Source organism: Clostridium beijerinckii, from assembly GCA_003129525.1.
Lineage (GTDB): Bacteria > Bacillota > Clostridia > Clostridiales > Clostridiaceae > Clostridium > Clostridium beijerinckii_D.
The window spans coordinates 1,505,104-1,517,928 of sequence record CP029329.1; the positions used below are offsets into that span (position 1 = coordinate 1,505,104).

Here is a 12,825-nt window from a genome sequence, read left to right on the forward strand (position 1 = left end):
AATAAAACTGAAATGTTAAATTATTACACTAATATATTATAGTTACTTATATTGAAGATAATATAAGGATTACCATGTAAATCATATAAATAAAATGAAATTATATATTTTAATTAATTTGAAAGGTGGTTTTTATGTTGTATATTTCAAATGGATAAAATGCTAAGTATAGAAAATTAAAAATAGTTATAAGAGCAGATTTAATTGAAATAAACGTAATAATTTAATAATAGTTTTAGGGAGTCTGATAAATATGAAAACAGAAAGAGGTTTGGTAATTGAGATAAGTGATAATATTGCCAAAATTAAAGTTGGAAGACATAGTGACTGTAGTAATTGCGGTGCTTGTCCAGGCAACGATAGTGTGATTATAAGTGCAAATAATAAAATAGGGGCCAAAGTAGGAGATAAGGTGACCTTTGAAATGAAAGAAGTTAACATTTTAAAAGGAGCCTTTATTGTTTTTGTTTTGCCGCTAATTGTTGCATTTATTGGGGTACTGTTGGGAGGACTCATAGGAAAATACATGGGGTCTAATATAAACGTTTCTCAAATTATAGGTGGAATAACTGCTTTTTTATTATCTATGATATTTGTAAAGTTATTTGATAGAGCTGCAACTATAAGTGAAAAGTCAAAACCAGCAATTATTAGTATCTTACAGTAAATATTTTCTATGACATATTTTTTTTGTTAAAAACATAATTAAGAGGTGATTGTTAATGTTAAAGCGTTTTCTCGGAGGGATTCATCCTAAAGATAGTAAAGTATATACTATGGACAAAACTATTGAAATTCCACCTTTACCTTCTCAAGTAGTTATTCCTATGAGTCAGCATATAGGAGCTCCTTGTACACCGCTAGTTAAGGTTGGTGATAAAGTTAAGAAAGGACAAGTTATAGCTAAAAGTGATGCGTTTATGCATAGTCCAGTGCATGCATCTATTTCTGGAGAAGTTATTAAGATTGCAGAAATGCCACATGCATCTAGAGTTAACTGTTTATCAATCGTTATTAAAAATGATGGATTGGATGAGTGGGTTCAAGGTATTCCGTTACATCGTGAATGGGATCAACTAGAGACAGCAGAAATCCTTGATATTATTAAAGAAGCAGGAGCAGTTGGAATGGGAGGTGCTGCTTTCCCTACACATATTAAGCTTTCTCCAAATAAAGATGTTGATGTTTTTATTGTAAATGCAGCTGAATGTGAGCCGTATTTGACAGCAGATTATAGAATGATGATTGAATATGCCAAGCGTATAGTTACGGGTGTTAAAATAGTTATGAAAGTCCTTGGTGTTAGTAAATGTTTCGTAGGAATAGAGGATAATAAACCAGAGGCTGTAAGAGTTATGAAAGATGCTTTTAAAGGCACATCTGTTGAAGTAGTATCTTTACCTACAAAGTATCCTCAAGGTGCAGAGAAAATGTTGATAAAAGTACTTACCAATCGTGAAGTTCCATCTGGTGGATTACCTATGGATGTTGGTGTTGTAGTACAAAATGTTGGTACTACGGTTTCGATTTGTGATGCTGTAGTTAGTGGGATTCCACTAATAGAAAGAGTTACTACTGTTTCTGGAGATGCAATTAAGGATCCTAAAAATTTATTGTTAAGAATAGGGACTAGCTATGAGTATGTAATAGATTATTGCGGAGGATTTAGTAAAACTCCTGAAAAAATAATTTCTGGAGGACCTATGATGGGTATGGCTCAATTTACATTAGATGTACCTGTAATTAAAGGAACCTCTGGTATATTGGCTTTAAGTAGTGATGTTGTAAATTCTGGAGAAGAGTCTCCCTGTATTAGATGTGGTAGATGTGTTAAAGCATGTCCTATGGGGTTAGTACCAAGTATGCTAAGTATATTAGGCGAACGTAATAGATTTAAAGAAGCTAAAGAAGAATATGGTTTGTTTAATTGTATAGAATGTGGAAGTTGTGTTTATACATGTCCTGCAAAACGTAATATTGTGCAATATATAAAATATTCAAAAGCACAAAACCTAGCACAATCAGCAAAGAAATAGGGAGAGAAGGGATAAAATGAGCTCAGAAACTAAAGGAATTCAAGAAAATAAAATACAAAACATTCAACCAAAGGAAATTCAAGTACAGGATCAAAAATTTACTGTTTCAGCATCACCACATATTAGGTGTAATGAATCAATTTCAAAGATAATGTGGAATGTAAATTTAGCTTTGGCACCTGCAGCTATTTTTTCAATATTTTATTTTGGCTTTCCAGCTTTAATAAATATGATAGTAGGAATAGTTTCAGCAGTTGCATGTGAGTATTTAGTACAAAAGTTTCGTAAAATGAAGATTATAGCATTTGATGGAAGTGCATTTATAACTGGTCTTTTACTGTCAATGTCTCTTCCACCAACTTTACCACCTTATATGGTAGCAATTGGTTCATTTATAGCTATAGTAATAGCTAAACAATCAATGGGTGGACTCGGATTTAATATTTTCAATCCTGCTCATATTGGAAGAGCAGCTTTAATGGTATCTTGGCCAGTTGCTATGACTACTTGGACAAAACTCACAGGATCAGTAGATGCTGTGAGTAGTGCAACTCCATTAAATATATTAAAACATCAAGGTTATACAAGCTTAATTGAAGTTTTTGGAAGTAACACAGCTATGTATAAAGCTATGTTTATTGGTACAAGAAATGGAAGTCTGGGTGAAACATCTACCGTATTACTTCTTATTGGCGGAATATATCTTATATATAAAGGATATATTAACTGGCATGTTCCTGTTTGTATGATTGGAACCGTAGGAATACTTACTTGGATTTTTGGACCAGTAGGTTTATTTACTGGTGATCCATTATTTCATATGATGGCTGGTGGTTTAATACTAGGAGCATTCTTCATGGCAACAGATATGGTAACTATTCCTATTACGACAAAAGGTCAAATAATTTTTGCAGTAGGAGCTGGTGCAATAACTGTTTTAATTAGATTAAAAGGTGGTTATCCAGAAGGCGTTTGTTATTCAATTTTGCTAATGAATGCTGTAACACCATTAATAGATCGTTTCGTAAAACCAAAGAACTTTGGGGCAAGGGGGTAGTAAAATGTCAGATGTAGATATTAAGAAAGAACAGTCTATTTTTAAGATAGCTATAAACTTAATAGGAGCGTGCATAATTTCAGGAGTAATAATAGGAATAGTATATTTTATTACAGCGCCTATTGCAGTAGAAAAAAATGAAATGATGAAACAAGAGTCAATGAAGGCGTTAGTAAATGATGCAGATAATTTTAAAGAAATATCAGATAAAAAAGAATGGTTTACTGCTGAAAAAGATGGAAAAGTAATTGCTTATGTAGTGCCTGGTGAAAGTAAGGGCTATGGTGGAGCAATTAAAATGCTTGTAGCTGTTACTTCGGATGGAAAGATAATTGATTATACTATATTATCAGCTAACGAGACTCCTGGTCTTGGAGATAATGCTGCAAAAGAACCCTTTAGAAGTCAATTTGCAGGAAAGCAAGCCGAGGATTTAACTGTAGTAAAAGATCTTTCTAAAAAAGAAAATATTCAGGCTATGACAGGGGCAACTATTTCATCTAAAGCTGTAACACTTGCTGTTAAAAATGCAGTGGAAGAAGTAGTACAGTTTACAGGAGGTAAATAATATGAAAGAATTATGGAAAATTTTCTCTAAAGGTTTATTTGATGAAAATCCAATATTTGTATTAGCTTTGAGTCTTTGTCCAGCACTAGCTGTTACGACTTCAGTTATTAACGGATTAACCATGGGATTAACAGTGTTATTTGTTATTACAGCTAATAATGTAGTAGTTTCAATAACACGTAAATGGGTAAATGATAAAGTCAGAGTGCCAGTTTATATAACATCAATTGCAACTATAGTAACAGTTGTACAACTTGTATTACAAGCTTTTGCTCCATCTTTATATAAAGCACTTGGAGTATATTTATCATTAGTAGTAGTCTTCGCAATAATACTGGCAAGAGCTGAAGTATTTGCCTCAAAGAACAAGGTTATTCCATCTTTCTTTGATGGGCTGGGTATGGGGTTTGGATTTACAATAGCTATGCTTGTAATATCTGCTATAAGAGAAATTATTGGTAATGGAACAATTTTAGGGATTTCAGTATTCGGATCTGGGTATAATCCAGCTTTAATTATGATTTTGCCACCGGGTGCATTTATCTTAATTGGTTATATGATGGGAGCAATTAAAATTTATACTAAGCGTAAAGAGAGCAAGCAAGTAAAAGGGAGTGAATCACAATGCAAGAATATTTAACACTTTTTATAGGTTCAGTAGTTGTAAATAACTTTGTTTTAACAAAGTTTTTAGGATTATGTATATTCTTTGGAGTATCTAAAAGTCTAAATGCATCTCTAGGAATGGGTATGGCAGTTACATCTGTTATAACACTTAGCTCAATGTTAGCATGGGTGGTATATAATTTTGTACTTTTACCATATGGTTTAACATTTTTAACAACAATCGTTTTTGTAATACTTATAGCAAGTTTTGTACAATTGTTGGAATTAATAATAAAGAAACATGCACCTGCTTTATATAATATGTGGGGAATTTATCTTGTTTTAATAGCAACAAACTGTATAGTACTATCTGTTCCACTTTTAAGTGTAGAGTCTAATTATTCATTTAGTATGAGTATAGTCTATGCAATAGGATCGGGTATGGGATTTGCACTTGCACTTGTGCTTATGGCAAGTTTAAGAGAAAAATTGGTACATGCAGATGTGCCAAAGGCTTTAGAAGGAACAGGAATAGCATTTATTTTAGCAGGTATGTTATCATTGGCATTCCTTGGATTTTCAGGGATGATATGATCAACTAATAATTAACAAAGGACAATTAACAATTAAGTAATAAAATTAAAAGGTCTTTGAAAATATTCGCAGATAAAAAAAGCATGAAACGCTATAAAGACTTAAAGATATTTTGAATTAATATCATCCACAATTGTCAATTGTACATTGAAAAAACGACTAAGTTTATTAAGGAGATGAATAAAAATTATGAATACTGCTATAATGGTTATTGTTGTAATGGGAGCAGTTGGGATAGTTTTTGGATTTATTCTTGCTATCGCAAATAAAAAGTTTTCAATGGAAGTAAATCCGCTTATTCATGAGGTGGAAGAAGTTCTTCCTAAAGGACAGTGTGGTGCATGTGGTTTTGCAGGTTGTTCTAATTATGCTGAATCTGTAGTCTTAAATCCAGAAGTTCCACCAAACTTATGTATACCTGGTAAAGAGGCTGTTGCAAAATTAGTGGCAGAACTTACAGGAAAAACATCTGAACAGCTAGAAGCAAAAGTAGCTCATGTTAGATGTAAGGGATCAATTGGTAAAGCAACTTTAAGTTATAACTATAAGGGCGTAAAAGATTGTACTGCCGCAAGTTTAATTCAAGGTGGTCCTAAAGGATGTAAAAATGGATGTATTGGATTTGGAACTTGTGTAAGTAAGTGTCCTTTTGGTGCTATGACTATGGGTGAAGATGGATTGCCAGTTGTTAATCTAGAAAAGTGTACTGGTTGTGGAGCATGTGAAACAGCATGTCCTAAAAATGTTATACAAATAATACCAAAAAATGCTACTGTAAAAGTGGACTGTAATTCTAGGGAAAAGGGAGCTATTGCACGAAAGGTTTGTAGTACTGCTTGTTTAGGCTGTGGCATTTGTGCAAAGAATTGTAGTTATGGTGCTATTGAGATTAAGGACAATTTTGCAGTAGTAAATAAAGCTATATGTGCTGAAAAGTGTAGCAAAATAACATGCGTAGCAAAATGTCCAACTGGAGCTATAAGAATTGCTAATGCATTAAAAGAAGATAAAAATGCACGTGATTTAAAGGCTACTAGTTAAATATATCTAAATATAGATAAGTAAAAAATAAATCTAAGAATTACTTCATTTATTAGGGAAGAATCTTTTATATTAAATCATATTCAAAAGATAACAGATCAACATGTGTATATTTTGGTCTGTTATTTTATTTTAAAATTCACAATTAAGAAACAAATACATGTACAATAAATTATGAAGTGTGTATTGTTCACTGTGCATTGAGAAGTGATTGGAGGCTAATAACAGTTGAAGAAGATTATATGTGTATTAACAACTTATATTTTAACTATTTTAATTTGCAGTTCATGTGCAAGTCAAAAAAATAAATATTACGAAAAAAGTAATATAGTAATGGATACAGCAGTAACATTAAGTGCTAATGGTGAAAAATCAAAAGAAGCAGTTGAAGAGAGTTTTAAAAGATTAGATGAAATTAATGAAATGGCAAGTGCTAGCATAAGTACTAGTGATGTTTATAAAATCAATAGTTCTTCAGGAAGGAATTATGTAGAAGTTCATCCTGAAACTTTAAAAATGATAGAAACTTCTATAAAATATTCAAAATTAAGTGATGGAGCATGGGATATTACAATAGGTCCAATAATAAATTTATGGGGCATCGGTACAGATAATGAAAGATTACCTTCAGATGAAGAAATTAAAGCTAAATTAGCATTTGTGGGATATGAGAAAATCAGCATTAATGAAAATGATAGTAGCGTTATGCTTCAAAAAGAGGGAATGGCTATTGATTTAGGTGGCATTGCTAAAGGTTTTGCTGCTGACGAGGTATTAAAAATTTATAAAAAGTATAATATTGAAAATGGGCTTATTAATTTAGGAGCAAGTTCTATTTATGCTCTTGGTAAAAATAAAGATAACAATGAGTGGTCTGTTGGTATTAAACATCCTAGAAGTGAAGATCAGAACGTTTATATGGGAATAATAAAGTTATCTAATGATTCATTATCTACATCTGGTGATTACGAGAGATGTTTTATAAAAGACAATAGAAGATACCATCATATTATAGATCCCAAAACTGGATATCCAGTAGATAATGGTGTTATGAGTGATACAATAGTAATAGATTGTGATATTCCTGAAAAAGGCATGTTATCTGATCTTCTAACTACAACAGTTTTTACATTAGGCCAAGGAAAAGGGTTGGAATTAATAGATAGTTTGCCAGGAGTATCCTGTGAGATTACAACATCAGATTATAAGGTTTATACATCAGAGGGATTTAAAGAGAGAATTACAAACTTAAACAAAGATTTTGAATTTGCAAATTAGAGATTTATAAATACATAAAACATCATATAAACTTAGAGGATGTTACAAAATAATTTTTTTAAATCTTTTTGTAACATCTTCATTTATATTAATATCTCTAAAGTAAGATAGTTTAGACATATGTTTAACTATAAAATTTGCGGTTATGCCAATAAAAATTCCTGTGCCAACACCTGCTATGGCGAGTATAGGCAAATAAAGCATTATAGCTATGTTTTGGACTATAACTGAAGCCACAATTAATTGGCCTACATTATAAAATAAAGTCCCAGTGGCACTTACACCTATTATGCTTACCTTATCTTTTCCAAGTTCGTTAACACATATCATAACAAGATAACTAAGGATTGCTCCCGCAACACCGTACATGAAGGTTGAGAGACTTCCATAAATTTATGTGGAATAAAAGTTGACCTGGTTTTGATATAAAGCCAGATTTTATGCAAATTGCATCTCTGCAATCCCCATCGATAATTCTAATAGATGCATTCTTAAGTTTAATTACATTATATCCATACTCAGTTTTTACATCTATATGCTCTTCACCTCTATGTTCAGATAAGAGTATTTCATAGTGACTTTATAGGAAAAAGATGATATATTAATAAAAAATAGGTTGAGCAAAATTAAAATTATAGTTAGGAAGAGGGTATTATTTATGTATGAAATGAAAGAAGAATATAAAATTGGAGTAGAGCTTATTGATGAGCAACACAAGAAACTCTTTGAATTAGCTGATAAAGCATATCTGTTATTGAAAGATGATTTTTCACTTGATAAATATGATAAAATAGTACACATATTAGAAGAATTAAAGGATTATACTATTTTTCATTTTAAATCAGAAGAAGAATATATGGAAAGCATAGAGTATAAAAGACTTTTTACTCAAAAGATAGAGCATGAGAAATTTATAAAAGCTCTTGAAGAAGTAAATTATAGAGATATTGATGAAAAACAGGATGAAAGCTTAGTAAAAATTTTAAACTTTTTAAATGATTGGTTAATAGAGCATATATTAAAGACAGATAAGCTTATAGTACAATAAAATTCATGCGAGATGTTTACTATGGATGAAAGAATTAAAAATTGTATTTATACTGTCATAAATTTATCACAAATCAATCAAATTTAGTGTATGATTTATATAAAATGCATTGCAAATTATATGATAAAGTTATATAATAGAATAAATTTAATATATCTTCAGGGCAGGGCGTGAATCCCTACCGGCGGTATAGCCCGCGAGCTTTAACACAGCTGATTCGGTGTAACTCCGAAGCCGACAGTATAGTCTGGATGAAAGAAGGTAACTATTAGGAATTAAGATTTTCTTTATTCTTATTTATTGTAGCATATGCCCTGATGTTTTTTACATCAGGGCTTTTTAATTAATTTGTTATAACAATAAACAATAAAATAATAATGTAGTAAAGATGAATTACCTAATAAGCTACCCCAAGAAGATAACTTTTGGGAGGCAAATAAAATGAATAAAAACACAAATAAAATGGTTAAAATTTCTTTGTTATCAGCATTAGCACTTATACTTATGTATATTGATTTTCCAGTGATACCACTTTTTCCATGGCTTAAGATTGACTTAAGTGATGTTCCAGCATTACTAGGTGCATTTGGGTTTGGACCTTTAGCAGGAGTGCTTATCGAACTAATAAAAAATGTACTTATAGTATTAGTAAAAGGAACACAAACAGGATTAGTTGGAGAAACCGCAAACTTTTTAATTGGAGTTGCATTAATATTACCAGCATCATTTATATATAGCAGAAATAAGAGTAAAAAAAGTGCAATATTAGGAATGGTTTTAGGTGCAGTTTGCATGGAGATAGTAGGAATAGTAGCGAATGTTTATTTCCTATTACCAGCTTATGGAATGCAAATGTCACCAGCAGAATCAATCAAATATATAACTTTAGGCTTACTACCTTTTAATGGAATAAAGGCTTTAATTGTATCAGTATTAACATATATAGTATATAAAAAAGTATCAGTTTCAATTTTTAAGGCAGAGCCAAACTTTGGTAGTCCAGAAAGTAAAAGAAAAACAATATAGTAAATATAAAACAAAAAAGAAGGCTGTTTCAAAATAATTAAAGATTATTTTGGCATAGCCTTCTCTTTATTTGGGAAAAATTAAAATATTCAAACATATAATTTATTATTCAAATTACTTAATAGAATTGAATAATAAGTGTTATTTTTAATGCTTATATAAATTATATTAATTATAAAGGAATTTTATTTATGTGATTTATAAATTTTATAGCATAAATTCTGGATTAATCATGTATAATAATTTTAAAAGATAACATATTGCAGATTGAAATTAGAATTGTTAAGAAAAGCAATAGTTAATTAATAATAAATATTGAATAAGAATGCCTAATTTGATATTATATTAATATATACTTTAGGAGAAAAGGGGTTTTAACATGAGTTTTAAAATAAATGATACTATAACTTGGGTTGGGAAAATTGACTGGGAATTAAAGAAATTTCATGGAGATGAATATTCTACACATAAGGGTTCTTCATATAATTCATACTTAATTAAAGATGAAAAGACAGTACTTATTGATACTGTTTGGGGACCATTTACTAGTGAATTTATTACTAATTTAAAAAAAGAAGTAGATATACAAAAAATTGATTACATAGTTATGAACCATTCAGAAGTTGATCATAGTGGTGCATTAGTAGAACTTATGAGGGAAATACCTAATACTCCAATTTATTGTACTAAAGCTGGTGTTAGAATATTAAAAGGATATTATCATCAAGATTGGAACTTTGTAGAAGTGAAAACTGGAGATACATTAGAGTTAGGTAAGCATAAACTTACTTTCATAGAAGCTGCAATGCTTCATTGGCCAGATACTATGTTTACATATTTATCGGAAGAAAATATATTATTTAGTAATGATGGTTTTGGTCAACATTATGCTTCGGAATTTATGTATAATGATAAAGTAGACCAAGCAGAATTATATCAAGAAGCATTAAAATATTATGCCAATATTTTAACTCCGTTTAGCAAACAAGTTCTAAAGAAAATTGAAGAAATATTGAGTCTTAACTTACAAATTGATATGATTTGTCCAAGTCATGGAATAATATGGAGAGATAATCCAATTCAAATAGTAAATAAATACTTGGAATGGGCAAATGAATATCAAGAAAATCAAATCACGATAATTTATGATAGCATGTGGAATGCAACAAGAAGAATGGCAGAATGTATCGCAGAAGGAATAACAACTAATAATAAAGATGTGACAGTAAAGGTTATTAATTCAGCAAAAAGTGATAAGAATGATATAATTGTAGAAACATTTAAATCAAAAATAGTTCTTATTGGATCATCAACTATAAATAATGGAATTTTATCTTCAACAGCTTCAATAATAGAAATGATTAAAGGCTTTAAATTTAAAAACAAAAAGGGAGCAGCTTTTGGTAGTTATGGATGGAGTGGAGAAGCCGTAAAATTACTTACAGAAGAATTAGAGAAAGCTGGAATTAAGACAATTAATTCGGGAATAAGGGAATTATGGAATCCTGATGAAGAAGCATTGAATAGATGTAGAGATTTTGGAAAAAGTATTGTGGAAGAGCTTTAATTTATATACGTATTGAAATGAATAATTTAATATAGGTAATAATAAGTATACAATTATTCATAAAATATGTATATTTGATTAATATTATTATTAATTTAAGGGAGGATTTATATTATGGAAAAATACGTTTGTACAATATGTGGGTATATTTATGATGAAGAGGTAGGAGATCCTGACAACGGTGTTGAACCTGGAACAAAATTTGAGGATGTACCTGAAGAATGGGTTTGCCCATTATGCGGAGTTCCAAAGTCAGATTTTGAAAAAGAATAATAGAAAAAAGTATTTTTAGAATAAAATTAATCATAAAGGGCTATCAAAATGTTTTTAGATTTTGATAGTCCTTTTATATATATTATAACAAATAAAATATTGTTAAATATTGTTTTATATTTTTTTGTATTATTTCAAGATATAATCTCTTGCTTTTCAATTATGTATTATATAGAATATAATTAGTATATTAATTTAGGCATATGGAAGAAAATAAAGAGTCAAAGATATGTGTATATATAATTTATTATTTTTTGAATGTGCCTTATGTAAATTTGCTTTTAGTGAATGAACAGATAGGAGAATGGCATTATGTTTACAAAGGAAAGATTAGATGAGATATTAAATATACTTAATATAGAAGGAAAAGTTAAGGTTAAAGATTTAAGTCGAAAATTTAATGTGACAGAAGATTGCATTAGAAAAGACTTGAAGCAGTTAGAACATAAAGGAAGCTTGGAAAGAACTTATGGTGGGGCAATTCAAGTTAGACAATCATCTCAATTATATGATATCTCAGAAAGAGAAAAAATAGATATTTCAACAAAAACTATTATTTCAAAAAAGGCATTAGAATTAATACAAGATAGAGAAACTATATTTTTAGATATATCAACAATCAATATTTTAATAGCAAAAGCTCTTTTAACAAGTCAAAAAAGAATAACTGTGGTAACCAATATGTTAGAAATAGCAAATGTTTTATCAAAATCAAATAATAATATTACAGCAGTAGTAGTTGCCGGAGTTTTAAATAAATCATTAAATGGATTTATTGGAGCTACAGCTAACGAGTTTATCAAAAAATATAGATTCGATAAATCATTTATAGGTAGTTGTGGAGTTGATGCCTTTGATAAAAGTATAACTACTTTTGAGATTGAGGATGGAATTACTAAAGCTACAATAATACAATCGAGCAAGAAAACATTTTTAGTTATGGAAAATAAAAAGTTCAATGTAGATGGTAATTATAAATTTGCAGCAATTGATGATATTGATGCAATAATGACAGATGAAAAACCTAATGAACAAATTATGGATATATTAATAAATAATGAAATTGAGCTAATATAAAGCAGTTTACATATATAGTCATTTATCCATAAATATTGATACTCAGATTTGAAGGTACTCTTATACATTGAATATATATATCCAAAAGTAGAATAGGGCATGCATTTGTGAACGTTACATCAAAATCTTAAGTAACGGTCACAAATGCATGCCCACTATTTATCTGTATTATAAGCATAAGTAGAATTTTTACGTTACGTATCTATGATTATTGTTCTCTTAGACACATTAGCATGGCATCTTCGTTATTATCTTCATAGTATCTTTTTCTAATTCCATTTTGTTTAAATCCATGTTTCTCATAAAGTGATTGAGCAGCAATATTGCTGCTTCTAACTTCAAGAGTATAAGAAATACATCCTTGATTTTTACAGTAATTAAGTAATTCTTCAAGGAGTTTAGATGCAATGCCTTGTTCTCTATGATTTGGATGTACAGCTATATTAGTTATGTGAGACTCATCTAGTACAATCCATGTTCCTACAAAACCGACAACCTTATTATTAATTTTTGCAACTAGATATTTAGCAACAGGATTTGTTAATTCTTGTAGATAAGAATTCTTGCTCCAACAAATAGAAAAACTTAATGCGCTAATATCTAAAATCTCATCAATATCTTCCTCTTTCATAAAATCGATAATTATATTCATCT

16 protein-coding genes and 1 riboswitch are annotated in these 12,825 nt (G+C 29.8%); of the genes, 13 read left to right on the forward strand and 3 right to left on the reverse strand.

What is annotated here, in order from left to right; translation table 11 throughout:
* Nucleotides 1-253: 253 nt before the first annotated feature.
* The 8 genes from DIC82_06600 to DIC82_06635 all read left to right on the forward strand — a co-directional run bounded on the left by DIC82_06600 (nt 254) and on the right by DIC82_06635 (nt 7,180).
* Nucleotides 254-667 carry a siderophore-interacting protein gene (locus DIC82_06600; GenBank protein ID AWK50703.1) on the forward strand — a complete coding sequence of 138 codons (414 nt, stop codon included), beginning with the start codon at nt 254-256 and terminating at the stop codon, nt 665-667.
* A 55-nt stretch (nt 668-722) separates the two neighbouring features.
* Nucleotides 723-2,036 (forward strand): electron transport complex subunit RsxC, encoded by a 1,314-nt coding sequence (locus tag DIC82_06605; protein AWK50704.1) that lies wholly within the window; start codon nt 723-725, stop codon nt 2,034-2,036.
* A 16-nt stretch (nt 2,037-2,052) separates the two neighbouring features.
* Nucleotides 2,053-3,093 (forward strand): electron transporter RnfD, encoded by a 1,041-nt coding sequence (locus tag DIC82_06610; protein AWK50705.1) that lies wholly within the window; start codon nt 2,053-2,055, stop codon nt 3,091-3,093.
* 4 nt (nt 3,094-3,097) lie between these two features.
* Nucleotides 3,098-3,661, forward strand: a complete 564-nt coding sequence (locus tag DIC82_06615; GenBank protein AWK50706.1) for an RnfABCDGE type electron transport complex subunit G — start codon at nt 3,098-3,100, stop codon at nt 3,659-3,661.
* A gap of 1 nt (nt 3,662) precedes the next feature.
* Nucleotides 3,663-4,301, forward strand: a complete 639-nt coding sequence (locus tag DIC82_06620) for an electron transport complex subunit RsxE (protein AWK50707.1) — start codon at nt 3,663-3,665, stop codon at nt 4,299-4,301.
* A complete protein-coding gene (locus DIC82_06625; GenBank protein ID AWK50708.1) occupies nt 4,286-4,861 on the forward strand; it encodes an electron transport complex subunit RsxA in 576 nt (191 codons plus the stop codon). The genes DIC82_06620 and DIC82_06625 overlap by 16 nt, the downstream gene beginning before the upstream one ends.
* Nucleotides 4,862-5,050: 189 nt before the next feature.
* Nucleotides 5,051-5,902, forward strand: coding sequence for an RnfABCDGE type electron transport complex subunit B (locus tag DIC82_06630; protein AWK50709.1), 852 nt, complete (start codon nt 5,051-5,053; stop codon nt 5,900-5,902).
* 333 nt (nt 5,903-6,235) lie between these two features.
* Nucleotides 6,236-7,180, forward strand: coding sequence for an FAD:protein FMN transferase (locus DIC82_06635; protein AWK53041.1), 945 nt, complete (start codon nt 6,236-6,238; stop codon nt 7,178-7,180).
* A gap of 42 nt (nt 7,181-7,222) precedes the next feature.
* Here DIC82_06635 and DIC82_06640 read toward each other — a convergent pair whose 3' ends face one another.
* Nucleotides 7,223-7,549 (reverse strand): hypothetical protein, encoded by a 327-nt coding sequence (locus tag DIC82_06640; GenBank protein ID AWK50710.1) that lies wholly within the window; start codon nt 7,547-7,549, stop codon nt 7,223-7,225.
* Entirely contained in the window at nt 7,521-7,748 is a 228-nt protein-coding gene (locus tag DIC82_06645; GenBank protein ID AWK53042.1) for a hypothetical protein, read from the reverse strand. The genes DIC82_06640 and DIC82_06645 overlap by 29 nt, the downstream gene beginning before the upstream one ends.
* A gap of 90 nt (nt 7,749-7,838) precedes the next feature.
* Here DIC82_06645 and DIC82_06650 point away from each other — a divergent pair, with 90 nt between their 5' ends.
* From DIC82_06650 to DIC82_06670, 5 genes are all read left to right on the forward strand, one after another.
* A complete protein-coding gene (locus DIC82_06650) occupies nt 7,839-8,228 on the forward strand; it encodes a bacteriohemerythrin (protein ID AWK50711.1) in 390 nt (129 codons plus the stop codon).
* Nucleotides 8,229-8,378: 150 nt separating this feature from the next.
* A riboswitch (FMN riboswitch) is annotated at nt 8,379-8,495 on the forward strand.
* Between the two features lie 174 nt (nt 8,496-8,669).
* Nucleotides 8,670-9,254: an ECF transporter S component gene (locus DIC82_06655; protein ID AWK50712.1), complete on the forward strand. Its 585-nt coding sequence runs from the start codon at nt 8,670-8,672 to the stop codon at nt 9,252-9,254.
* Nucleotides 9,255-9,633: 379 nt separating this feature from the next.
* The gene (locus tag DIC82_06660) at nt 9,634-10,821 is read left to right on the forward strand and encodes an MBL fold hydrolase (GenBank protein AWK50713.1); all 1,188 of its coding nucleotides are present in this window, start codon (nt 9,634-9,636) and stop codon (nt 10,819-10,821) included.
* Between the two features lie 114 nt (nt 10,822-10,935).
* Entirely contained in the window at nt 10,936-11,094 is a 159-nt protein-coding gene (locus tag DIC82_06665) for a rubredoxin (GenBank protein AWK50714.1), read from the forward strand.
* A 312-nt stretch (nt 11,095-11,406) separates the two neighbouring features.
* Nucleotides 11,407-12,171: a DeoR/GlpR transcriptional regulator gene (locus tag DIC82_06670; protein AWK50715.1), complete on the forward strand. Its 765-nt coding sequence runs from the start codon at nt 11,407-11,409 to the stop codon at nt 12,169-12,171.
* Between the two features lie 208 nt (nt 12,172-12,379).
* Here the strand turns inward: DIC82_06670 and rimI are convergent, their stop codons facing one another.
* Entirely contained in the window at nt 12,380-12,823 is a 444-nt protein-coding gene (gene rimI, locus DIC82_06675) for a ribosomal-protein-alanine N-acetyltransferase (GenBank protein AWK50716.1), read from the reverse strand.
* Nucleotides 12,824-12,825: the final 2 nt, after the last annotated feature.